Genomic DNA, 23,711 nt, shown 5'->3' with positions numbered 1-23,711 from the left:
CGGGTTGGCTAGGTGCTCACTTCTTGAAGAAGCCGGTCACCTTCGCGGCCAGCTGCTGGATCATCGCCAGGGGCGAGGAGTCCATGCCCGACAGCGCCGGGACCTGAGCCACGGGCAGCGCCGGGACGGCGGGCAGCGTCGGCAGAGCCGGCACACCCGCGGTCGGCAGAGCCGGGACACCCGACGTCGGCAGCGTGGCGGGCACGCCCGGCAGAGCCGGCAGCGCCGTCACGGCGGGGAGCTGCTGCAGCGTCGGCAGGTTCGCCTTCACCGGGAGCTGAGCGGGCAGCGCCGGCAGAGCCGAAGCGTCGGCGCGCTCGCCACCGAGGGGCAGACCCGGCAGCTGCACGCCGCTACCCAGACCCGACACGGTCGGCAGGGAGGTGGCGCCCTTGAGCTGGCCCAGCTCGTTCAGAGCCGACAGCCCGCTGACCGGCAGGTCGGCGCGCTCGGCACCCGGCAGCATCGCCATGGCGGGCAGGCCCGGCAGAGCACCGGCGTCCGGCAGGGCCGGCAGCGCGGGCAGACCCGGCGTGGCGCCGGAGGTCGGGAGCGACGCCAGAGCCGGCAGCGCGGGCAGCTGAGCCGCACCGAGCTCGTTGCCGAGCGGGGTGTCGATCGACGGCTCGGACACGACGGTGTTGTCGGTGCCCTCCGCGGTCGCGGTGCCCAGCAGCTCCAGCGGGACGCCGAAGACCGGGACGTTGACCGGCAGGTGGTGGTAGAAGTTGTAGCCCGAGAGCGCACTTCCGTCACCGTCGGTGGTGGGGGTGCCACCGTTGGTCGCGGTGATGTTGTTGTCACCGGTCGCGTGGGCGACACCGGCCGCGGAAACGGCGTTGGTCACCACGTGCGGCACCGCGCTGACGGGGATGTCGAGGATGTTGCCCGAAACCGAGCCCTCGAGACCCGACGTGGTGTCGTCACCGGCAGCGGTCACGTCCTGCGTGTTCATGCTGTCGGCGGAGGACACGCCCGCCGCGGACACCGAGTCCGCCACGACCGGGACGGCCGCCAGCGGGTCGGCACCGATGACGTTGCCCGCCACCGCGCCGGCGTCGCCGTTGGTCTGCGAGTCGCCACCCGCGGTCGATGCGACGTCGTTCGAACCGGCCGCGTGGCCCAGCGCCGCACCCGCGACACCGAGGCCCGACGGGTTCACCGCACCGGCAACCGGCGCCTTGATGATGTTGCCGGCGATGCCGCCGCCCTGCCCGTCGGTGCTGGCGTGGCCGCCCGCGGTCGAGTCGGTCAGGTTGTCGGCCTGCGCGGTGCCGATGCCGGCCACCGCGCCGCCGATCCCGTGGCCCTGGACGGGCAGCGAGACCGGGGCCTCGATGATGTTGCCCGCGCCCGCGCCCTTGGTGCCGGTCGCGTGCGTGTCGGCGCCGGCACCCGAGGTGGTGTCGCCGGTCGCGTTGCCGTGACCCTGGCCCACGAACGCGCCGCCGATGCCGAAGACCTGCACCGGGGCCGACACCGGGACGGTACCGAGGTTCGAGCTCAGGAAGCCGTTGTCGTCAGCGGTGTTGCCGCCGCCGCCGCCCTGGACGACCTTGGTCTCGTGCGCGTCGGCCGAGCCCTGGCCGATGAACGAGCCGCCCACGCCGAAGACCTCGGCGGGCACGCCCACCGGGACCTGGACGACGTTGCCCGAGCCCGAGGAGTCGTTGCCCTGGCTGCCGTCGTAGCCACCGGCCGTGACGGTCTTGGTCTCGTTCGACGTGCCGGAGGCGTTGCCGATGTGGCTGCCGCCGATGCCGTGCACCTCGGGAGCGCCCGCCACCTGGCTGTTGACGACGTTGCCGCCCAGCACGGTGTCGTTGCCACGGGTGTAGCTGCCGTTGCCTGCGTTGGCGTCGGTGGTGTTGTCGCACGCGGCGTGCGCGTTGCCGATGTAGGTGCCGCCGACGCCGCACGCCTCGACGGGGAGGGCCACGGCCGGGTCGACCACGTTGCCCGCGCCCGCGGCCTGCTGGCCTGAGGTCTTGACGAAGCCGCCCGAGTCGACGGTGCTCGAGTGCGAGCTGCCGACCGAACGCTCGGGCGACATGCCCGTGGTCGCGTTGCCGATCCACGAACCCGCCACGCTCGCGACGTTCGCGATCGGGCTGAGCTGAGCCGCCACGGCGTTGCCGCCGAGGAACGACTTGTCACCGTCGGTCTCGAGGTAGGTCGGCGTGCCGGCCAGGCTGCCCGGCCGCTTGTCGCCCGCCTTCGCGTCGGCCGAGGAGGAGGACGTCGCGTCGGCGTCCGAGCCCCACACGCCACCGGCGTTGCCGTTGAACTTCACCGGCAAGGCGATGGGCGCGCCCACCACGTTGCCGGTGCCCGCGCCACCCTTGCCGTCGGTCAGCGCGGAGCCGCCCGAGGTGGCCGTGGTGTCGGCGGTGTACTGGCTGTAGCCGTTGCCCAGGATCCAGGAGGCGGCGTTGCCGGTGACCTGCACCGGGGTGGCGAACTGGCCGGCGACGACGTTGCCGGACAGGCCGGAGCCCTTGCCGGTGGTGTCGATGTTGCCGGTCTCGGTGGTGCTCTGGCTGGCCGAGCCGCCGTGCACCGCGCCGGACCCGCCCGCGAGGCCGACGCCGTTGCCGGCCAGCTGCACGGGGAGCGCCCAGTCGAGGGCGACGACGTTGCCCGCGAGCCCGGAGTTCTTGCCGGAGGTCGCGATGTCCTGGTTGTGCGAGTAGTTCTGCTCGTGCGACTTGCCGTCGACGTTCGCGTCACCCAGCACACCGACGGCGTTGTCGACGATCTGGATCGGCACGACCAGGTCGCCGGAGACCTTGTTGCCCTTGAGGGCGTCGTGGGTCGGCGTCAGCTGCCGCGGCGCGTCGGCCTTCGGCAGGCTGTCCGTCAGGTTGCTCGCCGCACCGCCGGGGGCCTTCGCCGAAGCGAGCGCGTCCTTCACAGCGGAGGTGACGGGCTTGGTGCTGACCTCACCCTGGTAACCAGGAACGTCCACCTGACCCAGCGGGGTGCCGATGGCGTTGTTGTCGACGTCGACCGGAACGGTGACGTTGAGGTCGAGCGGGGAGGCCGGGGTGTCAGGGTTGACGTTTTCGTCGGCCGAGGCGATGCCGGTGCCCAGCATCAACAACCCACCCGTGACCAACGCGGTCTGGAGTCCGCGCTTTGCCCAGGTCTGCATGGGGTTTTTCTCCTTCATTTCGGGTTCCCTTGCGGGCTTGTGGAGGTGCGCTTTTCGCCGTGTTCATCGAGGGGAAATGCGCACCAGAGGGGTGGTGCAGTGCGAGCGCGGAAAAGGGCGCATCGCGAGAAAACCCGCGGGGTTCAGTCGGTGACGCGAAGCAGGCACGACGAAGGTGCTCGAGCTTCAGGACGCGTCAGCGACCCCGCGGGTGAGGTGGATCAGTCAGGAGTGACGCCGGGCTGCTCGCCCGGGCTGAGCGGCGTGTGCCGCACACCGGCACGGGTCGAACCCGCCACGGCGTTGTCGACGGCAGCGGTGACCCAGGAGGGGACGCCGAAGTTGAGGCCGTCGAGGTGACCACCGGGGGCGGTGTTGTTGCCGCCGCCGGGGACAGTCGGGATGGAGGGGGGCGCCATCGGAAGCTGCGCCGGGGAGAACGGGTCGGGCAGGTTGCGGTGGTCGCCACGCGAAGGCGTGTCGACGCTGTCGCCTGCTGCCGCGAAGTCCTCGTGCACGGAGCGGGAGAAGATCGCCCGCAGCGCGTCGGAGGTGGAAACCGCTGCGGCGCCGAGGTTCTGCGCGGTGTCACCGGTGGTGCCGGTCGCGGCCGAGACGGGCGCGGCCGGCTCGACGGGCGATCCCGGGAGCTCGGGGAGGTCGGCCAGCGACCCCGTGTGACTCGGGTCGAGCAGGTCCCACACCTTGCGGCCGAAGTCCTGCGCCTCGGGCGACGGGGCCGTGGCCTCGTCGATCACGCGGCGGGTGTCCTCGGGCTTGCGGGCGATGTGCTCGATCGCGCCGAGCGTGCGCGACGCCGGGTGCAGCACGGCGTCTTCACCGAGGTCTGTCACGGCGTCGCTGACGCGCCCGGACACCTCGTGGTCGGCCGTGGTGCGCACCTGGTCGCGGTGCGGGCCACCGATGTGATCGCGCGGGTCGAGCGAGCAGATCGGCCGGTCGTGGCCCGGCTCCGACCACGTGGTGGCGTCCTGTTCGCACGCGGAGACGTTCTGCACGGCGCCCGCGGCGGTACCGGCGACGTTGCCGGCGAACTGCGAGACGCCGCGCGTGACGTCGCCGAGGTTGGCCACGGTCGCGTCGGTCACCGGGGTGACGCTGGCGCCGACCTCATCGGCCTGGATGGTGTCGGCCGAGGCAGCGGAGGAGGAGACGGCCCACGCGGCGGCGGTCGCGGCGACCGCGCCACCGAGGACGAAGAGCGCACGCGACGCGAGACGGCCGACGCGCTTCGCGTCCCGCCTCTCGTTCGCCGCGTTCGTCACTCGTGCTTCTCCTCAACTCAAAACGTATGGCTCGGAAAAACTTTCGGGCTTTTCGGCTTTCCGGGAATCGTCGGAATTGCGTTCCCCATCGCCGGGTGTGCGACCGAGAAAACCAGGAGCCACACCCGTCACGCATCCTTGACACGACTTGATGCCACCATCGTGTGAACAACGCAGAGTGTGGCCCGATCTCACGTTCGGTGATCATCACTGGCGGAGCGCGGTTACTCCGCAGTCGGCTGTCAAGCGCCACTTCGGGCGAACCGGCGGACGCGCCGCCGTCCGCAGCACCGCGATTCGCCCGGATTGACAGGGCGGACCGATACGGTGGACTTCGTGAGCCAGCCACCACGCGGACGGCGCGAGCAACCGTTCCTCACCGACAACACCGACATCACCGGCCTTGTCCCGCGCGGACTGCGGGTGGCCGCGGCCCTGGGGTGGCGGTTCATCGTCGTGATCGCCGCGCTGTACGCAGTGGTCTGGCTGATGGGTTACCTGGCGGCGGTGGTCATCCCGGTGTCCATCGCGCTGCTGCTCGCCGCTCTGCTCGCGCCCGCTGTGGAGAAGCTCGTGCAAGTCCGCTTCCCGCGCGGATTGGCGACGGCGATCGTGCTGATCGCCGGCCTGGCGGTGCTGGGCGGCCTGCTGACGTTCGTGATCACGCAGTTCTCCAGCGGCCTGCCGCAGCTGCAGCAACAGCTGAACAACAGCCTCAACCAGATCAAGGACTGGCTCACCAACGGCCCGATCCACCTGCGCCAGGAGCAGATCCAGGACTTCCTCAGCAACGCGATCGGCTTCATCCAGAACAACCAGGCCTCGCTCACGAACACCGCGCTGACCACGGCGGGCACCGTCGGGGAGATCCTCACCGGCTTCGTGCTCACGCTGTTCGTCACGATCTTCTTCCTGGCGGGCGGCAACCAGATCTGGTCGTTCCTCGTGCGCGGCATCCCCTCGCGGGTGCGCAAGCGCGTGGACGTGGCCGGGCGCCGCGGTTTCGCGTCGCTCGTCAGCTACATCCGCGCGACGGCCGCGGTGGCCGTGGTCGACGCCGTGGGCATCGGCATCGGGCTGTGGATCGTCGGTGTGCCGCTGGTGATCCCGCTGGCGACGTTGGTGTTCCTCGGCGCGTTCATCCCCATCATCGGTGCGGTGATCGCGGGCGGCGTCGCGGTGCTGATCGCGTTGGTGACCAAAGGTTTCATCGGCGCGGTGATCGTGCTGGCGATCGTGATCGGTGTGATGCAGCTGGAAAGCCACGTGCTGCAGCCGCTCCTGCTCGGGCGCGCGGTGCGGCTGCACCCGTTGGCCGTGGTGCTCGCGATCGCCACCGGCCTCGTCGCCGCGGGCATCGCCGGCGCGCTGCTGGCCGTGCCGCTGCTGGCCGTGCTCAACGCGGGCATCCGGTCGCTGCTCCACGAACACGATCCCGATCCCGAAGCCGTCGACGTGCTCCACGACCAGGCGGCGCAACCCAACGACGCCGAACCGGGCTCCGACGACGCCGAAGTGCCGACTCGGGGCGACGACGAGGAGAAGTGAGCACGCCGGCCACCCGCGACCCGGCGACGCCGCTGTGGCGCGGGGTCGTGCTGCTGCGCGTGGTCACGTGGGCGTTCGCGCTCGGCGTGGTGATCGCGCACGGCGGTGAGTTCCAGCGCGCGTGGCTGGCGTGGGCCGCGGTCGGCGCGATGGGCGTGTGGACGCTCGTGTCGGGCGTCGCGTACCTGCGCGAGGGCGGCCGGTGGCGGTGGCTGGTGGTGCTCGACGTCGTCCTGACGACCGGGCTGATGTTGTTGTCGCCCTTCATCTTGTCGCCGACGCAGTACGCCGAGGCCGCGCCGCTGATCACCACGGTGTGGGCCGCGGTGGGACCGATCGCGGCGGCGACGCGCTTCGGCGCGGGCGGTGGTGTGCTGGCGGGACTCGTCGTCGCCGTCGGCACCGGCATCGCGCGCGAACGCCTGGACCTCGACGTCTTCCGCGACGGCGTGCTGCTGTGCGCGAGCAGCGTGCTGGTCGGCATGGCAGCCACCACGGCGCGGCGCTCGGCGGAGGCGCTCGCGCTGGCGTTGCGCACGGAAGCCGCGACGGCCGAACGGGAACGGCTCGCGCGCTCGATCCACGACAGCGTGCTGCAGGTGCTCGCGCGGGTCCGCCGGCGTGGCCTGGAGGTCGGCGGCGAGGCGGCCGAACTGGCGCGGCTCGCGGGTGAGCAGGAGATCGCGCTGCGCGCGTTGGTGACCACCGAGCCGTCATGGGCGGTGGCGAGCAACGGGACCGCGGACCTGCGTTCGGCGTTGCAGCTGCTGGCCACGCCGACGGTGCAGGTGGCGACACCGGCGGGCACGGTGGACCTGCCGGCGCACGTGACTTCGGAACTGGTGGCCGTCACACGCGAAGCACTGTCCAATGTGGAGAAACACGCGGGACCGGACGCCCGCGCGTGGGTGCTGCTGGAGGACCTGGGCAGCGAGGTCGTGGTGAGCATCCGCGACGACGGCCCGGGCATTCCCGAAGGCCGGCTGGCGCGCGCGGAAGCCGAAGGGCACCTGGGTGTGGTGGAGTCCATCAGGGGCCGGGTGCGCGATCTCGGCGGCACCGCAGCCCTGGACAGCGCTCCGGGCCGCGGCACGGAGTGGGAGGTGCGCGTGCCGAACAAGGCCGTGCCGGACAAAGCCGTGGATAACAAGACCGTGCCGGACAACACGAGGGGCGGACGATGACGATTTCCGTGATGGTGGTCGACGACCATCCCATCTGGCGCGACGGCGTCGCCCGCGACCTGGGGGAAAACGGCTTCGACGTCCGGGCCACGGCGCCCGACGCCCCCGCCGCCGTCCGCATCGCTCGCACGGTCCGCCCGGACGTCGTCCTCATGGACCTCAACCTCGATGGCACCTCCGGCGTCGACGCGACGCGCGAGATCACGACGGAGCTGCCGGACACGCGCGTGCTGGTGCTGTCGGCTTCCGGCGAGCACTCCGACGTGCTGGAGGCGGTGAAGGCCGGCGCCTCGGGCTACCTGATGAAGTCGGCGTCCGCGGCGGAACTGGTGGACGCCGTTCGCCGCACGGCCGAAGGAGATCCCGTCTTCACGGCGGGTCTCGCTGGTTTGGTGCTGGGGGAGTACCGGCGGATGGCCGACGCGCCTTCGTCCGCCGAGCCGGCGCCGCCGCGGTTGACCGAGCGGGAGACGGACGTGTTGCGCCTGGTCGCGAAGGGGCTGACCGCGCGCCAGATCGCGGAACGGCTGGTCCTCTCGCACCGGACGGTGGAGAACCACGTGCAGTCGACGCTGCGGAAGCTGCAGCTGCACAACCGCGTGGAGCTGGCGCGGTACGCCATCGAACACGGCCTCGACGAGGACTGACCGCTACGAAGCGCTGACTGCGGCTGTCTGCAGGGCGCCGGTCAGCTTGGCTTTCCCGAGCCGCCACGCGGGTTCACCCGGGTGCCAGGCCGCGACGACCCCGTCGTCGAGCACGAGGTCGCCGTCGTCGGTCCAGTCCAGCGACGAGTGCTTGAGATTGTCGGTGGAGAACGGCATCGACGGTGCCTGCTGCCAGGTCAGGTCCGTGAGGTCGAGCAGCCACACGTCGCGGGTCTGGATGTCGGAGTTGTGCCACGCGGGCGAGCCGAAGTCGACGGCCGCGAAGGTGCCGTCCCGGCTCGGCACGACGCGGGGATTGCTCTGGACCACCGGCGGCTGGATCTTCTTCCGGCTCCCGTCGCGCAGGTCGACGACCGTGAGGTCCGTGAGGCCGCCGAGGATCAGCCGGTCGCCGATCGCGGCGAGGATGCTGGGGGCCTGCTGCACGGTGCGGCCGGTGTCGGGGTCGATGAGGACGTCGACGGTTTCGGCGGTGCCGTTGTTCACGGTGATCAGCAGGCCGCGGGAGGTCTCCTCCCGCAGGATCGTCGTGCAGCTCGCCACGTTGCCGCCGCCCAGCGCCGAGCCGGCGAGCGACACGTGCTCGAGCCGGCAGCTGTCCGGGGCGTCCTGGCGGATGACCCACACGCTCTTGGCGTCGGCGCCCGGCGCCAGGCTCACCGCCTGGCCGAGCGGCGTGGCCACGCCCGCGTAGGCGTAGACGTCGAAGGGCTGGCAGACCTGCTGACACGGGGGCGAGGTGAGGATCACCGGGGTGTGGCCGACGCGCTGCACGCCGACCAGCCGATCGCCGCCCGGCACGTCGGGCACCGGGCCTTTCGCGCCGGTGTCGGCGTCGAACAGGGTCGGCGGCGACGTGGCGAGCAGCAGTTGCACGTCGATCCCGCCGGTGGTGACCGACCCGGTGAGCCCGCTCGGCGGCGGGCCACTCGGCCGGGGCACCGCCGTGGCCTGGGGGGTCGGAGCCGGGGCGGGGGCCCCGCCCGTACACGCGGCCAGGAGGAAGCTCGTCGCAACGAGGGCGACGCCGGCGCGAAATACGGGTCTGTTCAGGGTTTTTCCCCGATCTGACGAGGGAAATACGGTTCTACCATCGTTTGCATGGCCGAGGAAGAGACGACCGGCGCGGAGACCGCGACCGAGACGAAGCCGTTGACCGCACGCGACATCCGGGTGTCGGACGACGAGCGCGAACACGTCGTCGCCGTGCTGCAGAAGGCGATCGGGCTGGGAATGCTCAACCTCGACGAGTTCACGGAGCGCACCGACAAGGCGCTGGCGTCGCGTACGCGCGGTGAGCTGAACGCCGTGCTCACCGATCTGCCGGGGCTGCTGCACCCGGAGGCGGCACCGAGTTACCCCGCCTACCAGCCGCCGACCAGCACGTATGTGCCCGGTCAGCGGCTCGAGCTCAACGCCAAATACTCGTCGCTGCAGCGCGGCGGGCCGTGGCTGGTGCCGCCGGCGATGGTCGTGCGCAACAAGTACGGCAGCACGAAGCTGGACTTCACCGAGGCCCAGGTGTCGACGCCGGTCGTCGAGATCGAGCTGGATGCCAAGTGGGGTTCGGTCGAGATCATCATCCCGCCGCAGGCCGCGGTGGACTACAACGCGATCACCGAGATCAAGTTCGGTTCGCTCGACGACAAGACCGGCAGCAACGGCCGGGCCGGCAACCCGCGCTACGTCATCACAGGCCGCATCCACGGAGGCTCGCTGGTCATCCGCAACCCTCGGCGGGGCTTTTTCGGCTGACCAGCGGTGCGGTGCCGGACCCGGTTTCCATCCGTCGGCCGGGTCCGGCTCCGTCTTTCAGTTCGCTGCCGCGCGTGCCGCGACGGGATCCGCGCCGGCCAGCGCGTTGGTTGCTTTCGCCTCCGCCTCGGCCAGCGTGACCGTGGCCAGTGAAGCGCCGACGGCCCGCACGGCCGCCGCGTTCATCGACAAGCTCGTGAGGCCCAGGCCCGCGAGCACCACGGCGAGCCGCGGGTCGGCCGCCGCTTCGCCGCACACGCCGGCGGGCTTGCCCGTCGCCTTCGCCGCGTCACCGATCAGCTTGAGCAGGCGCAGCAGCGCGGGCTGCCACGGGTCGTTCAGCTTCGCCACGGCGCCGAGCTGGCGGTCTGCGGCGAACGTGTACTGGGCCAGGTCATTGGTGCCGACGGACACGAAATCGACGACGTCCAGGATCTCCCGCGCGGACAGCGCCGCTGCCGGGATCTCGATCATCACGCCGGCGCGCTCGATGCCGGCCGCACGCACTCGTTCGGCGAACCACGCGGCTTCCTCGGCCGTCGCGACCATCGGGGCCATCACGGAGACGAGCGCGCCTGAATCCTGGGCCGCCCCGGCGATGGCCTCGAGCTGGCGGTCGAGCACGTCGGGCCGGTCGAACGCCACGCGCAGCCCGCGCACGCCCAGCGCCGGATTGGGCTCGTCGTCGGGGTTGAGGAAGGCGAGCGGCTTGTCGGCTCCCGCGTCGAGCGTCCGCACGATCACCGGCTTGCCGCGGAACGGCGCCAGCACCGCCGCGTACGCCTTGCGCTGCTCCTCGACGGACGGCTCCGCCGGGGCGTCGAGGAAGCTGAACTCGGTGCGGAACAGGCCGATGCCTTCGGCGCCCGCTTCGGCGGCCGCCTGCGCGTCGGCGGGGGAGCCGACGTTGCCGTAGACCTTGACGACGTGCCCGTCGGCGGTGGCGCCGGTGCCGTTCCACTCCGCGGGACCCTGCGCGACGGCGGTGATGATGGGTGCCGCCGGATCGGCTAGCTGGATGACGCCCGTGTCGCCGTCGACAGTCAGCGCCTTCGCGTCGAGCTCGAGCAGACCGCGCACGGCGACGACGGCCGGGATCCCGAGCGCGCGGGCGAGGATCGCGGTGTGGCTCGTGGGCCCGCCCTCCTCGGTGACCAGGGCGAGCACCTTCGCCGGGTCCAGCCCCGCGGTATCGGCGGGCGCCAGGTCGCGGGCGACCAGCACGCTGGGCGAGGCGAGCTCCGGCACCCCGGGCGGCGCGACGCCGAGCAGCTCGGCCACGAGCCGGTCGCGCACGTCACGCACGTCACGCACCCGCTCGGCCATGTAGCCCCCAGCGGCGGCCAAGGCCTCGGCGAAGCCCTCGGCGGCCTGGTAGACGGCGCGAGCCGCGGGCAGGTTCTGCTCCGTCACCAGCTGTCGTGCCTGCGTGGCCAGCGCGGGGTCGGCGGCCATCGCGGCGGTCGTGATGAGGATCGTGGCGGCCTCGCCGGTCGCGGTCTCGGCCTGCGTCTCCAGCCGCTCCGCGACGGCCCGCGCGGCGGGCTCGATGCGGGCGGCCTCGACGGCCGGGTCGGCCGGTGCGGGCGTGCTCGCGGGCTCACCGAACGGCTCGGCAACACGCACGACGGGACCGCTCGCGCGCCCCGGACTCACCGCGACACCACTCAGGGTCACGCCGGCGGCGGACTGGCTCTCAGGCATGGTCTAGACCATAGCTCAGATACGTCTCGATATCGCGGGGTGGCGCACACAGTCCCCGAGCCCGCACTCGTTCCAGCACCGGTCGCACCTCCTCGTGCCACCACGCGTCGGCCAGCTCTTCGCGGCTGCGCAGCGGGCGGCCAGTCAAAGTCTGCCGGAAACCCCAGGCCTCCGCCGAATCTGCGAGCCGGAACCAGTCGGCCGGTTCGTCGAGCCACAAGCCCACGCGCACGTCGTCGTCGAGCGGCACGCGTTCCAGGAACAGCCGTTCCGCGGTCTTCGACGGCAGGTCGGCCAGCGTCAGGCAGCTCAGCGCGCACGCGACGGTGCAGATCAAGTGCACCTGGGCACGCACCGTCACGGCGCCCCGCGCCCGGGCGAGCGCCACGCGGTGGTGCCCGTCCTCCACGAAGTACAGCTCACCGAGGCGCACGAGCCGGACCGGCGGGAGGTCGGCCGCCGTGTTCGCGAGCGCCTCCCACCGCCCTCGCAGCGCGCGGTTGAGCGGCCGGAAGTGCCGGTCGAAGTCACCGACGCGCGCGACGGTCCCGACCACGCGCGTCACCGGCACATCGCGGACGCCCTCGTCAGTCTCGGCCTGCTTGCCGAGAGCCGCCAGCGTCTCGTCCAGCGGCAACAGCGCCAGCGCGTCGGGACGACGGGCGTCGGCGATCGCCTTCAGCTGCGCGGCGTACCCCCGCCACCAGGCCGAACCGAACGAATCGCCCATACAACGGACAACACCGCCACGCCGCGGGTCATTCCAGCTCGTCGGACGTCGGGTACGACGGCTGCGCCCCAGGTCGGGTCACGCTGATCGCGGCCACCTTCACCGCGCGCCGCGCCGCATCGACGAGATCGACGCCCTCGGCCAGGGCGGCCGCGAGCGCTCCGGCGAATGCGTCGCCCGCGCCGGTCGTGTCGACGGCCTCGACCTTTGGCGACGCGACCTCCGTGACCCCGTCGGCGGCCGCCACCACGGCACCCTTCGCGCCCAGCGTGACGACGGCCGCGCGCGGGCCCAGCTCGAGCAGCTTTCGCGGGTCGGTGTCGTCCGAGCCGAGCAGATACGCGGCCTCGTGCTCGTTGACCAGCAGGACGTCGAGCGCGCCGAGCGTCGCGGGAGACAGTTGCGCGGCGGGTGAGAGGTTGAGCAGCACCTTCGCACCGGCGGCAGCCGCGCGTCGGACGGCGTGCTCGACCGTCGGCAGCGGGACTTCCAGCGACAGCACCACAACCGCGGCGTCAGCGAGAGCCTCGTCGGTGATGTCGGCGGGCGTCAGGGCGGAGTTGGCGCCGGGGGAGACCAGGATCGAGTTCTCGCCGTCCGGCGTGACGGTGATGTACGCGATGCCGGTGGGGCGGTCGACGGTCCGCAGGTGCTCAGTCCCGACACCGGCGCCCGACAGGGAATCCCGCAGGAGCGCGCCGTACGGGTCCGAACCAACGGCACCCAGCAGAGCGACATCCGCACCCAGCCGGCCCGCCGCGACCGCCGTGTTCGCGCCCTTGCCGCCCGGGGACAGCACCGTGTCACCGCCCAGGACGGTTTCGCCGCCGGCCGGGCGGCGGTCGACGGGGACGACGAGGTCGGCGTTGGCTGAACCCACCACCAGCACGGCTGCGCACATGGCCGACACCTTGCCACGACTGCGCTCGGGCGCAGGTCACACACCGTCCGTGCGCAAAAGTGAAGGTTTTTGTAACTTATCCGGCGCCCAGTGCGACAATCAGGCGAGCAGCGGCTGCCCGTCACTCGATCGGGGGATCCATGTCCCCCACGCGTCATTTCTGACACGGGTTCCGCTCTTGTGGATCGTCACTGTCCTTGAGCCAGTGGCGTTGCCCCGACCGGAAGCGCACCGGGGAGGGCATCGGGTCGCCGGCGCCGATCACGTAGCCCCCCGAGTGATCGGCGTCGGCGGCGCCCCGACCAGCGCGGCCACGGCCCGCGCGGCCGGCATCGAAACACCCGAAGCGAGCACGAAATCACCGCCGTCGCGCGGGGTCACGCGGACGACGCCACCCGCCTCGGCCGCCACAGCCGAAATCTCGTCGCGCCGCACCACGACCCCGTTGTCGTACCGAGGGATCCACGTGACGCCGTGGCCGTCCACGGTGAACACACCCCGCGTGCCGCGGTGCCGCGTCCAGACCAGCGCGCCGACGCACAAGGCGACCGCGATCAGCCCGGGCACCGTGACCGGCAGCCACGTCCGCGCGATCAGCACCGCCATGAGCAACGCCACCGTGCCCCCGATCGCCGCCTGGCGCGCACCTGAAGCCTTGCTCGCGCGCACCGTCACGCTCTCGCCGGCAGCGGGTGCCCGCTTCACCGAAGCCCACCGCACCACCGTCACCGCTGCGCGCTGCAGACCGAACCCGCCGCGCCGGACCTCCAGCGACGGCCACCGCACCAACCCCGGCCGCACCGTCTCGACCGCGGCCGCCAACCGGTGGGCCTCACCGGGGTCGAACAACGTCGACAGGACAAAGCCCTGGGGGCCGCGGCGGCTGAACCTGCCCGCCCACCGCTGTTCGTCGGTCGGCACCAGGTACACCTCGACCCGATTGCGCTTCTCGACCAGCACCACCGCGCTGAAGTCGTCCCACGGCAGCACCAGTCGCGCGTCGCGAACAGGGAACCGCAGGCCACGCGACGCGACCTCGACGCTCAGCCGCTCCTTGCGCATGCCGCGGCGCCCGATGGGAATGCAGCCCAGCAGCATGAGCCCGACCAGCGCGATCACTGAGCCGGCGTACAGACCGGCGCGGCTCACGGTCATCAGGACGCCGCCGAAGCCGGCGATCAGGAGCCCCGGAACCAGCAGCAGCAACGTCGCCAGCCGCACCTGGTCCGGTGGAACGGGCGCGGGGTAGGTGACCGTGGTGATTTCGTCCATCTCGGACGAAGTGTGACAGAAGGCGGTCGGGGTTTCCCTACCCCGTTCGGCGGACGTCCGGGTGTTTTCGCAGCTCAACGACTCCTAGCGTCGAGCGTATGAAGATCTCGGACTGGAAACGAGTGGCCTACGCCCTCCTCGCCCTGCCCGCCTGTTTCGGCGGCAGACGCGCCCGGCAGCTGCTCGCGGACCGGCTCCTGGACGTCCCGCCGCGCGAAGGGACCCCTCGCTACCTGGCCGCGGCCGGGGTGAGCGTGGTGGCCATCCCCTGTTCGCTGCTCATCGGGTTCCTGGTGTGGCGCATCGCGACCTACGGCCTGTTCTGGGACCCCTCGACCGCCGGCGAATCGTGGGGCGGACCGTCGCTCGCCGGGGCCTGGCTCGTGCACTTCTGGTGCGCGCTGGGCATGGTCGTGGTGGTCATGTGGGTGCTGCGCCCGCTCACCGATCTGCAGGCCCGGCTGCTCTCCGGCCGCGTTGTTACGGGAACGACGGTGCCGACCACCTAGAATGTCCGGATGAGCAGCCCCACGCGAAGGGGCCGCGCGCGAGCGGCTACCGAGCAGGACATCCGCCGGACCGCCCGGAGACTGCTGGTCGAACAGGGTCCGGACGCCGTGACGCTCCGGGCGATCGCCCGGGAGCTGGGCATCACCGCGCCGGCCCTGTACCGCTACTACGAATCACGCGACGACCTGGTGGAGAACCTGCGCCTCGACGTGATCGCCGACCTCGCCGCCGAGCTCGCCGAGGACGTCGCCGTGCTCCCCGACGACGGCATGGCGCAGCTCTTCGCCATCTGCAAGGGCTTTCGCCGGTGGGCGCTCACGCACACCAAGGAGTTCACGCTGGTGTTCGCGTCGCCCACGGGCGGCGTCGGCACCACGGCGGGCAGCGCGCTGCACCGCCTCGACGAGCCGTTCGGCCGCATCTTCCTCGCCGCCGCCGGCCAGGTCCTCGCCACGCACGACCTGGTGATGCCGCCGAACGACGTCGTCCCGCCCGAGCTGCGCGACGACCTCACCGCGTTCCAGAGCGAACTGCTCACCGTGCTCCGCGAGTCGGGCCGCGCGATCGCGCCCGAGAAGCTGGACCTCGGGCTCACCTACCTGATGATCCAGTTCTGGGCGCGCCTCTACGGCCACGTGACGCTCGAGGTGTTCGGCAACTACCCGATCCCCGTGTCGAAGCCGGACATCCTGTTCGAGGCCATCCTCACCGACCTGGCCCGCGACGTGGGGCTGTACGCCGGCTAGACGGTATGAGGTGACTGTCTCGCGGTGAGACGGTTGCGGGCCGGGGCCTCGCTCGCGCACATTCGTGGGTTGCTGGGCAGGGGCTGCGTGCTCGGCCTATCCGACATACGTGGGAGGCCCCGGTGCTTGGTGAGCGTACGAGTGTGGGGCTCGATGTCCATGCCCGCTCGGTCGTGTCTGCGGCGATTTATGGTGTGACAGGCGAGCTGAGGCGGGCGCGGTTGACGCCCTCGCATGATCACGTCCGGTCCTGGGTCGAGCAGTGGGATGGCCCGGTTGCGGTGACGTATGAGGCTGGGCCGACGGGATTCGGGCTGTATCGCGCCTTGACGGATGCCGGGATCGACTGTGTGGTTGCGGCGCCCTCGAAGCTGCAGCGCCCGTCCGGTGACCGGGTCAAGACCGACGCGAGGGACGCTGTGCACCTGGCCCGGCTGCTGCGCCTGGGTGAGGTCACCCCGGTCTCGGTGCCTTCGGTGGAGCGGGAGGCCGCGCGGGATCTGGTTCGTGCTCGCGAGGACGCCCGGGGTGATCTGATGCGGGTCCGGCATCGGCTCTCGAAGCTGTTGCTGCGGCATGGAATCGTCTACTCGGGTGGTCGTGCCTGGACCGGAGCGCACGATGCCTGGCTGCGCCGGCAGCACTTCGACTCCCGGGCGACACGGGCCGCGTTCGAGTCCGACTACGACGCGGTCCTGGCGATCACCGCTCGCCGAGATCGTCTGGACACGGCCATCATCGACATGGCCGCCGACAGCGAGTTCACTGCCGTCGTGCGTCGGCTGTGTTGCCTGCGCGGGGTGTCGCTGCTGACCGGGTTCGCCCTCACGGTCGAGATCGGTGACTGGCACCGGTTCACCGGTGCCAGTATCGGCTCGTTCGTCGGCCTGGTGCCCTCGGAGCACTCCTCCGGGACGTCGCGGGTTCAGGGTTCGATCACCAAGACCGGCAACACCCACGCGCGCCGCCTGCTCGTGGAGGCCGCCTGGCACCACCACGCCCGCTACACGATCGGCAGCGGCCTGCGCGCCCGATGGAAACTGGCCCCGGCCGCGGCCCAGCACCGCGGCGACACCGGAAACCGCCGCCTGCACGAACGCTGGGTCAGGTTCGACCTGCGCCGCAAACGACCGGTCATCGCCAACGTCGCCATCGCCCGTGAGCTGGCCGGCTGGTGCTGGTCCCTCGCCATCATGGACTAGCACCCACCACGCCGCTTCGTCGCCGCACACGGTGGTGGCAGCGCACGGAGCGACCCGCGAAACAACTATGAGCAGCCCGTCGCCGCCATCGACGACCACGCCACGCTCGACCCTAGACACGCGGCGCAGCTCCAGCCGAAAACCCGTCCTGCGGTAACCAACCCGCGCATATCAGTCTGACCGCGCGTCGCCAACGACACGCTCACCACCCACACGCAACGACGAAGCACGAGACGCCGCGGAGGTCGCTCCCCGACGGCGTCTCACCCTGCCCTTGACAAAACACCACTACATATCAGTTGTTGCCGCGAGGGCGCACGGCGGAACACCCGCCCTTCGCCAGGCACCCGTGGTTCGGTTTCGTGCACGCCCGGACACGGTTTGTGACAAGCTCACCTTCGGATCTTGAAGGGGAGGGCCGGGGGTTGCTGCACGTCCAGGGGCTGGCGAAGGACTACGACTGGCGCCGGGTGATGGACGGTGTGTCGTTCGCGCTGCAGCCCGGTACGGTCACCGCGTTCCTCGGGCCGAACGGCGCCGGGAAGTCGACGACGCTGCGCATGATCTGCGGCCTCACCCGCCCCACCGCGGGCACGGCGACGATCGCCGGGCGGCGGTTCGCGGAGTGGCCGAACCCGGGGCACGTCGCGGGCGTGCTGCTTGACGCCGCCGCCGTGCACCCCGGCCGCACGGGCCGCCACCACCTCGTGAACGGCGCGAAGCTGATGCGCCTGCCCAGCTCGCGCGCCGACCAGGTGCTCGCTCAGGTCGGGCTCAGCGACGCGGCGAACCGGCGCATCGGCAAGTACAGCCTCGGCATGCGCCAGCGCTTGGGACTCGCGCACGCGTTGCTCGCCGATCCGCCCGTGCTCATCCTCGACGAGCCGATCAACGGCCTCGACCCCGAAGGAATCCGCTCCACGCGGCAACTCCTGCGCGGCTACGCCCAACGCGGCGGCACCGTGCTGCTGTCCAGCCACGTACTGTCCGAAGTGGACCAGTCGGCCGACCGCATCGTGATGATCGGCCACGGCCGCGTCGTCGCCGACGGTCCGCTCGCGAGCTTCGCCGGCCCCGCGCGGACGGTCGTGCGCACCAACGACGTACCCAAACTCGGCACCGCCCTGCACCGCGCGGGCCTCGACGTCCGCCAGACCGGCCCCGACGCCCTTTCCGTCGCCGCCGCGACCGAGCGCGTCTCGGAGATCGCGTTCGCCGCGCAGGTGCGGGTGCTCGGGCTGGCCGAGGAACAGCAGAACCTGGAAGAGCTCTTCTTCCGCCTCACGGGAGGTCCGCGATGATCCCGATGCAGACGCAGGTCCCGCAGCAGCCGGCGTGGGCGACAGGTGCCGCGAAGCGCGCTTCGTTCGGCACGGTGGTGGGTGTCGAGCTGCGGAAGTTCGCCGCCACGCCGGCCGACAAGATCCTGCTCATCGCCGCCCCCATCGGGCTGGTCGCTTTGTCGATCATGTTCATGGTCGACTCGTCACGCCCCAACACGCTCAGCGGCAGCTCGGCCCGGTGTTCCTGACGGTGCGGCTCGCCGCGGCGCTCGTCGATCTCACACTGGTGACGCTGATCGCGGCCGAGTGGCACTACCGGAGCTCGCAGCCGACGTTGCTGGTGCAGCCTTCGCGGATGCGATACGTGTTCGCGCAGGCCACCATCGCGGTGGGCGCGTGGCTGCTGATCGGCGGCGTCCACGTCCTGATGACGTTCACGTTCTACTCCGGCCGCCTCGACGCGCGCGACATCCAAAACCTGCTCACCTTCCGGCCCGGCATGGTCGTCGCGGCGTGTTTCATCGGCGCGCTCTGCATGACCCTGCTCGCGGTGACGGTCGGCTGGCTCATCCCCAACACCGCGGGCGCGATCACCACCTACGTGCTGGTGTCGCTGCTGTTCACGATCCTGCAGGGCAACATCGACTTCGCCGGCTGAGTCGACCCGATCGAACCCGCGCGGCAGCTCAGCGGGGTGTCCCAGCACGGAGTGATCGCGCTGGTCACCTCGCTGGTCCTGTGGCTCGGGCTGGCCGCGGTCGCGATCTTCCGGGCCGGCACGCGGGAAGCCGCTTAACGGGCGAGCGAGCCGCCGCCGGGGTCGACGATCTCCAGGTACACCTCGGCGAGGCGTTCGGTCTCCGGGCAGGACTTCGCGGCGATCCGCCGGTCGGCGTCGACGCTGTCTCCCACGAGCTCGCCGCCGCTCTCGTTGAACTGGATGGAGACCTCGAGGACCTGCTTCGAGCCGGTGTTGACCGAAACCGTGCACCCGTTCACGTCGAGGCTGTCGACCGCGTAATAGCGATTTTCCTGGAGCAACGTTCGCCGGAAATGGTGCAGCGTGTATGAGTAGGCGCCCCAAGTACCCGCCCAAGGATCCGGAACCCGGTCGCTCGGATCGAGTGCGCCCACGAACGCGGTCGGGCCGCTGGCGCGGGTCAGCGAGCACAAATTCTGGTACCCGTTGAACTGCGTTTTCTGGACCTCGAACGCGGCCCGGAGCTGCGCGTTCTGTTCGAACTGCGCACACGTGCCCGGGAACACGTTGGGCCGCGTGGTCATCACCGGCAACTGGTCGTAGGCCACCGAGTCGGCGGGCAGGGTCGGTGCCGGCTTGCCCGGGGCCGGGCCGGGCGCTACGGCGCAGCCGGTCAGAGCGAGGGCAGTGGCCAGTAGCGGAAGAACAGTGAGCGATCGACTACGCACGGCAAGCACGTTACCGGCCCGGGCACAGGACCCGGGCCGGAACGCACCGATTCACAGCACGATGTTGACCAACCGCCCCGGCACCACGATCACCTTGCGCGGCGTCTTGTCGCCCACCAGGGCGGCCACCTTCTCGTCCGCCAGAGCCGCCGCCTGCACCGCCTCCGAAGCGGCATCCGCCGGCACCGTCACCCGTGCCCGGACCTTGCCGTTGACCTGGATCGGGTACTCCACCGAGTCCTCGACGAGGTACTTCTCGTCGACGACCGGGAAGGGGCCGTGGACCAGGGAGTCGACGTGGCCCATGCGGTGCCACAGCTCCTCGGCGACGTGCGGCGCCAGCGGGGCCAGCAGCAGCACCAGCGGCTCCGCCACCTCGCGCGGAGTGCCCGCAGCCGAGCCGTACACCTTCGTCAGGTGGTTGTTCAGCTCGATCAGCTTCGCGCCCGCGGTGTTGAAGCGCATCTCCGCGTAGTCCTCGCGGACGCCGGCGATGGTGCGGTGCAGCAGCTTGCGATCGGCCTCCGACGGGTCGTCTGCGGTCACGCGCAGCTCACCGGTCTGCTCGTCGATCAGCAGGCGCCACAGGCGCTGCAGGAAGCGGTGCGCGCCGACGACGTCCTTGGTCGCCCAGGGCCGGGACATGTCCAGCGGGCCCATGGACATCTCGTACACGCGGAAGGTGTCGGCGCCGTAGGTGTCCGACATTTCGTCCGGCGTGACGGCGTTCTTCAGGCTCTTGCCCATCTTGCCGTACTCCTGGGTGACTTCCTCGTCACCCAGGAAGAACTTGCCGTCGCGCTCCACGACCTCGTCGGCGGGCACGTGGACGCCGCGCTCGTCCTTGTAGGCGTAGGCCTCGATGTAGCCCTGGTTGAACAGGCGCCGGTACGGCTCCTTCGAAGACACGTGGCCCAGGTCGTACAGCACCTTGTGCCAGAAGCGCGAGTACAGCAGGTGCAGCACCGCGTGCTCGACGCCGCCGACGTACAGGTCCACGCCACCCGGATCGTCCACGCCGTGCTCGGCCGGGCGCGGGCCCATCCAGTAGGCCTCGTTCTCCGGCGCGCAGAACACGTCGGGGCTGTCCGGGTCGACGTAACGCAGCTGGTACCAGCACGAACCCGCCCACTGCGGCATCACGTTGGTGTCGCGGCGGTACTTCTTCGGCCCGTCGCCCAGGTCCAGCGTGACCTCGACCCAGTCGGTCGCGCGCGACAGCGGCGGCGACGGCTCGGAGTCGGCGTCGTCCGGGTCGAAGGTCTTCGGCGAGTAGTCGTCGACCTCCGGCAGCACCACGGGCAGCTGGTCCTCGGGCAGCGCGATCGGCAGCCCGCTCTCGTCGTAGACGATCGGGAACGGCTCGCCCCAGTAGCGCTGGCGGGCGAACAGCCAGTCGCGCAGCTTGTACTGCACGGTGCCCTCGCCGTGGCCGTTCTCCTCCAGCCACGCGATGATCGTCTTCTTCGCGTCGGCCACGCCCATGCCGTCCAGCGAGACGGTGTCGTTGGCCGAGTTGATCGCCGCTCCCTCGCCGGTGAACGCCTCACCGTCGAAGCCCTCGCCCGGGTCGACCGTGCGGACGATCTCCAGCTCGAACTTCGTGGCGAAGTCCCAGTCGCGCTGGTCCTGCGCCGGCACGGCCATGATCGCGCCGGTGCCGTAGCCCATCAGCACGTAGTCGCCGATGAAGACCGGGATTTCCTTGCCATTGACCGGGTTCACGGCATACGCGCCGGTGAAGACGCCGGTCTTCTCCTTGTTCTCCTGACGGTCCAGATCGGACTTGCGCGACGTCGCCAGGCGGTACTCCGCGACGGCCTCGGCCGGGGTCTTCGCGCCGCCGGTCCACACCTGCGGGTGCTCACCGGGCCACTCGGCCGGCGTCAGCTTGTCGACCAGCGGGTGCTCGGGCGCCAGCACCATGTAGGTGGCGCCGAACAGCGTGTCGGGCCGCGTCGTGAAGACCTCGATCTTCTCGTCCCCGGAAGCACCGGCGGCGAACGCGACGCGCGCGCCCTGCGAACGCCCGACCCAGTTGCGCTGCATCGACTTGACCTTCTCGGGCCAGTCCAGCAGGTCCAGGTCGTCGACCAGCCGGTCGGCGTACGCGGTGATCCGCATCATCCACTGGCGCAGGTTCTTGCGGAACACGGGGAAGTTGCCCCGGTCGCTGCGCCCGTCGGCGGTCACCTCTTCGTTGGCGACGACCGTGCCCAGGCCGGGCGCCCAGTTCACGGGCGCCTCGGAGATGTAGACGAGGCGGTGGTCGTCGATGACCTTGCGCCGCTCGACGTCGCTCAGCTCGCTCCACGCACGCCCGTCCGGCGTCGGGCGCTCACCCGCGGCGAACGCCTTCTCCAGCAGCTCGATCGGGCGCGCCTTCTGCGCTTCCTCGTCGTAGTAGGAGTTGAAGATCTGCAGGAAGATCCACTGGGTCCACTTGTAGTAGTCCGGGTCGATCGTCTCGATCGAGCGGCGCTCGTCGTGGCCCAGACCCAGGCGCTTCAGCTGGCTGCGCATCGTGGCGATGTTCGCCTCGGTGGTGGTGCGCGGGTGCGTGCCGGTCTGCACCGCGTACTGCTCCGCCGGCAGGCCGAACGCGTCGTAGCCCAGCGTGTGCAGCACGTTGCGGCCGATCATGCGGTGGTAGCGCGCGTAGACGTCCGTGCCGATGTAGCCCAGCGGGTGCCCGACGTGCAGGCCCGAGCCGGACGGGTACGGGAACATGTCCTGCACGAACAGCTTGTCCGACGGCACCTGCTCACCCTCGACCGCCAGCGCGCCCGTCGGGTTCGGCGCGTGGTACGTGCCGTGGTCGGACCAGTAGTCCTGCCAGCGGCGCTCGATCTGCCCCGCGAGCTCCGCGGTGTAGCGGTGCGGCGGGGTGTTCTCGGCGCCGGGAGCGCCGTCACCCGTGGTCGGGGTGGGCGCCGTGGACTCTGTCATCGCCGTCTTCCTCCGTGATCGGACCACTCCAGAAACAACTCGACCCCTCAAGCCCGAAGGCATGAGGGGTCGCCGCGCGGGCCGGGCCAAGGGTTGGCCGAGTCAGCGCGGCAGGCCAAGGAGCAGCCGAGCCGTGTTCATAGAGTCATTTTAACGTGGTGGTCAAAGCCGTTCCGACGGGACCGCCAAAGCGATGACCTGCGTCACCTGCGTCGCGGAGAAGTTGTTGTCGCTCACGAAGACCAGGCTGCGCTCACCGTTCGGCAGCGCCGGGCCCCAGGTCATGCCCTCGACGTTGTCCACCGCGGAAACGTAGTCCGACAAGTCGGCGATCAACTTCTTCTTCACCGGCTTGATCCCCTTGGCGCCGGCGAGCGACTTCACGTTCAGCACGTTGGTCGCACCGGACGTGTCGATCTCGTACACCCGCACCTTGTTGCCGACACCGGTGACGAACGAGCGCTCCATCATGAGGAACTTCGCCGGATCGAGCTGGTTCACGGCGAGCATCGAGGACACGCCGGTGTCGGCGAACGCGTCGGCGGGCACCGGGGTCGCGAACAGCTTCTCCTGCGGGTACGCGTACTGCGCGAGCACCTGGCCCGTCCGCGCCTGCAGCGTGACCCGCGAAAGCGCGCCGGACGTCGGCGTCGGCGGCGGGCCGTCCTGCAGCAGCGGCGCCTCGACCTCACTGGCCAGCAGCGCGCCGAACCCGGTGTAGGCGAGGCCTTCGAGCACGTAGTTGCGGCGCGGACCGGCGTCGGCGGTCATCTTCTCGTCGGCCGGCAGCGGCAGGTCACGCACGTAGCGGCCGTCCCGGGCGGCCTCGCGAACGGAGGGCTGGATGACCGAGTCGGCCGGCCGGTCACCTTCCTGCGACCAGGTGTACCCGCCGGTCCACGGGTCCACGCGCAGCTCTTCGGGGTCGATGGTCTGCTCGTTCTGTGGCGCCGTCGGGTCGTTCTGTGCGAGCGGCGGGTACGGCGTGCCGTCGGGACGCAGCAGCGGCTTCGTGCCGGTGAACGTCACCGGGCCGAGGTGGTGGGCGTCGAGGGAGAACTTCGCCGTGTAGAAGCGGGCGGGGTTGATCGCGGAGCGGTCGTCGCAGATGAAGGCGTACCCGCCGGTGCGCGGGTCGAAGTCGATCGACGACAGGCCGCCGACGGTGGTGCCCTGGAACTGAAGGGCGTCTGCCACGATCTGCTCGCCGATGAGCCGAACGGGGCGGGCGTGACTCTCCGCAGCACTCGCCGCCGGGACGGCGAGCAGGGAAAGGGGCAGTGCCCCGATCAGGGCAGCGGTGAGCGCGCGGCGTCGCTGGGACGAAGACATGGCGTGTAGCACAACGGACGAGGGTATCCACCACGTTGCCGCGAGGTCACGCTTATCCT

At 70.9% G+C, this 23,711-nt stretch carries 20 protein-coding genes; 10 read left to right on the top strand and 10 right to left on the bottom strand.

What is annotated here, in order from left to right:
* Positions 1 to 16: 16 nt before the first annotated feature.
* Together AB0F91_RS41270 and AB0F91_RS41265 are read right to left on the bottom strand one after the other, a co-directional pair.
* Complete coding sequence (locus AB0F91_RS41270; RefSeq protein ID WP_360606970.1) at positions 17 to 3,154, bottom strand: chaplin family protein; 3,138 nt, start codon at positions 3,152 to 3,154, stop codon at positions 17 to 19.
* Positions 3,155 to 3,375: 221 nt separating this feature from the next.
* Positions 3,376 to 4,440 carry a hypothetical protein gene (locus tag AB0F91_RS41265; protein ID WP_360606968.1) on the bottom strand — a complete coding sequence of 355 codons (1,065 nt, stop codon included), beginning with the start codon at positions 4,438 to 4,440 and terminating at the stop codon, positions 3,376 to 3,378.
* Between the two features lie 336 nt (positions 4,441 to 4,776).
* On the opposite strand from AB0F91_RS41265, the gene AB0F91_RS41260 reads away from it, so the two are divergent.
* From AB0F91_RS41260 to AB0F91_RS41250, 3 genes are read left to right on the top strand one after another with little or no spacing between them, the layout of a single operon-like run.
* Complete coding sequence (locus AB0F91_RS41260; protein WP_360606966.1) at positions 4,777 to 5,988, top strand: AI-2E family transporter; 1,212 nt, start codon at positions 4,777 to 4,779, stop codon at positions 5,986 to 5,988.
* On the top strand, positions 5,985 to 7,172 hold the full coding sequence (locus AB0F91_RS41255) for a DUF5931 domain-containing protein (RefSeq protein ID WP_360606964.1): 1,188 nt from the start codon (positions 5,985 to 5,987) through the stop codon (positions 7,170 to 7,172). Before AB0F91_RS41260 ends, AB0F91_RS41255 begins: the two co-directional genes overlap by 4 nt.
* Entirely contained in the window at positions 7,169 to 7,819 is a 651-nt protein-coding gene (locus tag AB0F91_RS41250) for a response regulator transcription factor (protein ID WP_360606962.1), read from the top strand. Before AB0F91_RS41255 ends, AB0F91_RS41250 begins: the two co-directional genes overlap by 4 nt.
* A 3-nt stretch (positions 7,820 to 7,822) precedes the next feature.
* On the opposite strand, the gene AB0F91_RS41245 is transcribed toward AB0F91_RS41250, so the two are convergent.
* Positions 7,823 to 8,782 carry a hypothetical protein gene (locus AB0F91_RS41245; RefSeq protein ID WP_360606960.1) on the bottom strand — a complete coding sequence of 320 codons (960 nt, stop codon included), beginning with the start codon at positions 8,780 to 8,782 and terminating at the stop codon, positions 7,823 to 7,825.
* Positions 8,783 to 8,941: 159 nt separating this feature from the next.
* On the opposite strand from AB0F91_RS41245, the gene AB0F91_RS41240 reads away from it, so the two are divergent.
* A complete protein-coding gene (locus AB0F91_RS41240) occupies positions 8,942 to 9,595 on the top strand; it encodes a DUF1707 domain-containing protein (RefSeq protein ID WP_360606958.1) in 654 nt (217 codons plus the stop codon).
* A gap of 57 nt (positions 9,596 to 9,652) precedes the next feature.
* Here AB0F91_RS41240 and ptsP read toward each other — a convergent pair whose 3' ends face one another.
* The 4 genes from ptsP to AB0F91_RS41220 all read right to left on the bottom strand — a co-directional run bounded on the left by ptsP (position 9,653) and on the right by AB0F91_RS41220 (position 14,202).
* On the bottom strand, positions 9,653 to 11,299 hold the full coding sequence (gene ptsP, locus AB0F91_RS41235; RefSeq protein WP_360606956.1) for a phosphoenolpyruvate--protein phosphotransferase: 1,647 nt from the start codon (positions 11,297 to 11,299) through the stop codon (positions 9,653 to 9,655).
* Positions 11,292 to 12,029: a hypothetical protein gene (locus AB0F91_RS41230; protein WP_360606954.1), complete on the bottom strand. Its 738-nt coding sequence runs from the start codon at positions 12,027 to 12,029 to the stop codon at positions 11,292 to 11,294. Before AB0F91_RS41230 ends, ptsP begins: the two co-directional genes overlap by 8 nt.
* Positions 12,030 to 12,057: 28 nt before the next feature.
* Positions 12,058 to 12,930 (bottom strand): ribokinase, encoded by an 873-nt coding sequence (locus AB0F91_RS41225; protein ID WP_360606952.1) that lies wholly within the window; start codon positions 12,928 to 12,930, stop codon positions 12,058 to 12,060.
* Positions 12,931 to 13,191: 261 nt separating this feature from the next.
* Positions 13,192 to 14,202, bottom strand: coding sequence for a hypothetical protein (locus tag AB0F91_RS41220; RefSeq protein ID WP_360606950.1), 1,011 nt, complete (start codon positions 14,200 to 14,202; stop codon positions 13,192 to 13,194).
* 98 nt (positions 14,203 to 14,300) lie between these two features.
* Between AB0F91_RS41220 and AB0F91_RS41215 the strand changes: the two genes are divergently transcribed.
* The 6 genes from AB0F91_RS41215 to AB0F91_RS41190 all read left to right on the top strand — a co-directional run bounded on the left by AB0F91_RS41215 (position 14,301) and on the right by AB0F91_RS41190 (position 18,601).
* Entirely contained in the window at positions 14,301 to 14,711 is a 411-nt protein-coding gene (locus AB0F91_RS41215) for a hypothetical protein (RefSeq protein ID WP_360606948.1), read from the top strand.
* A 9-nt stretch (positions 14,712 to 14,720) separates the two neighbouring features.
* On the top strand, positions 14,721 to 15,458 hold the full coding sequence (locus AB0F91_RS41210; protein ID WP_360606947.1) for a TetR/AcrR family transcriptional regulator: 738 nt from the start codon (positions 14,721 to 14,723) through the stop codon (positions 15,456 to 15,458).
* Between the two features lie 122 nt (positions 15,459 to 15,580).
* Positions 15,581 to 16,660 (top strand): IS110 family transposase, encoded by a 1,080-nt coding sequence (locus AB0F91_RS41205; protein WP_360606945.1) that lies wholly within the window; start codon positions 15,581 to 15,583, stop codon positions 16,658 to 16,660.
* Between the two features lie 425 nt (positions 16,661 to 17,085).
* Positions 17,086 to 17,961 carry an ATP-binding cassette domain-containing protein gene (locus AB0F91_RS41200; RefSeq protein WP_360606943.1) on the top strand — a complete coding sequence of 292 codons (876 nt, stop codon included), beginning with the start codon at positions 17,086 to 17,088 and terminating at the stop codon, positions 17,959 to 17,961.
* Positions 17,958 to 18,191, top strand: coding sequence for a hypothetical protein (locus tag AB0F91_RS41195; protein ID WP_360606941.1), 234 nt, complete (start codon positions 17,958 to 17,960; stop codon positions 18,189 to 18,191). The genes AB0F91_RS41200 and AB0F91_RS41195 overlap by 4 nt, the downstream gene beginning before the upstream one ends.
* Complete coding sequence (locus AB0F91_RS41190) at positions 18,182 to 18,601, top strand: hypothetical protein (RefSeq protein WP_360606939.1); 420 nt, start codon at positions 18,182 to 18,184, stop codon at positions 18,599 to 18,601. The genes AB0F91_RS41195 and AB0F91_RS41190 overlap by 10 nt, the downstream gene beginning before the upstream one ends.
* A 134-nt stretch (positions 18,602 to 18,735) precedes the next feature.
* Here the strand turns inward: AB0F91_RS41190 and AB0F91_RS41185 are convergent, their stop codons facing one another.
* The 3 genes from AB0F91_RS41185 to AB0F91_RS41175 form a co-directional block, all read right to left on the bottom strand.
* Complete coding sequence (locus tag AB0F91_RS41185; RefSeq protein ID WP_360606937.1) at positions 18,736 to 19,371, bottom strand: hypothetical protein; 636 nt, start codon at positions 19,369 to 19,371, stop codon at positions 18,736 to 18,738.
* Between the two features lie 51 nt (positions 19,372 to 19,422).
* Positions 19,423 to 22,320, bottom strand: a complete 2,898-nt coding sequence (gene leuS, locus AB0F91_RS41180) for a leucine--tRNA ligase (protein WP_360606935.1) — start codon at positions 22,318 to 22,320, stop codon at positions 19,423 to 19,425.
* A gap of 162 nt (positions 22,321 to 22,482) precedes the next feature.
* Complete coding sequence (locus AB0F91_RS41175) at positions 22,483 to 23,652, bottom strand: esterase-like activity of phytase family protein (protein ID WP_360606933.1); 1,170 nt, start codon at positions 23,650 to 23,652, stop codon at positions 22,483 to 22,485.
* Between the last annotated feature and the right edge of the window lie 59 nt (positions 23,653 to 23,711).

Source organism: Amycolatopsis sp. NPDC023774 (assembly GCF_040639695.1).
GTDB lineage: Bacteria > Actinomycetota > Actinomycetes > Mycobacteriales > Pseudonocardiaceae > Amycolatopsis.
The sequence above is the reverse complement of the archived record's forward strand: the minus strand, read 5'-3'. Positions and strand labels throughout refer to the sequence as shown.

Coding starts and splice junctions, on each gene's coding strand:
- AB0F91_RS41270 (WP_360606970.1), bottom strand. CDS start 3,154: ATGCAGACCTGGGCAAAGCGCGGACTCCAGACCGCGTTGGTCACGGGT.
- AB0F91_RS41250 (WP_360606962.1), top strand. CDS start 7,169: ATGACGATTTCCGTGATGGTGGTCGACGACCATCCCATCTGGCGCGAC.
- AB0F91_RS41240 (WP_360606958.1), top strand. CDS start 8,942: ATGGCCGAGGAAGAGACGACCGGCGCGGAGACCGCGACCGAGACGAAG.
- ptsP (WP_360606956.1), bottom strand. CDS start 11,299: ATGCCTGAGAGCCAGTCCGCCGCCGGCGTGACCCTGAGTGGTGTCGCG.
- AB0F91_RS41230 (WP_360606954.1), bottom strand. CDS start 12,029: ATGGGCGATTCGTTCGGTTCGGCCTGGTGGCGGGGGTACGCCGCGCAG.
- AB0F91_RS41225 (WP_360606952.1), bottom strand. CDS start 12,930: ATGTGCGCAGCCGTGCTGGTGGTGGGTTCAGCCAACGCCGACCTCGTC.
- AB0F91_RS41220 (WP_360606950.1), bottom strand. CDS start 14,202: ATGGACGAAATCACCACGGTCACCTACCCCGCGCCCGTTCCACCGGAC.
- AB0F91_RS41215 (WP_360606948.1), top strand. CDS start 14,301: ATGAAGATCTCGGACTGGAAACGAGTGGCCTACGCCCTCCTCGCCCTG.
- AB0F91_RS41210 (WP_360606947.1), top strand. CDS start 14,721: ATGAGCAGCCCCACGCGAAGGGGCCGCGCGCGAGCGGCTACCGAGCAG.
- AB0F91_RS41195 (WP_360606941.1), top strand. CDS start 17,958: ATGATCCCGATGCAGACGCAGGTCCCGCAGCAGCCGGCGTGGGCGACA.
- leuS (WP_360606935.1), bottom strand. CDS start 22,320: ATGACAGAGTCCACGGCGCCCACCCCGACCACGGGTGACGGCGCTCCC.
- AB0F91_RS41175 (WP_360606933.1), bottom strand. CDS start 23,652: ATGTCTTCGTCCCAGCGACGCCGCGCGCTCACCGCTGCCCTGATCGGG.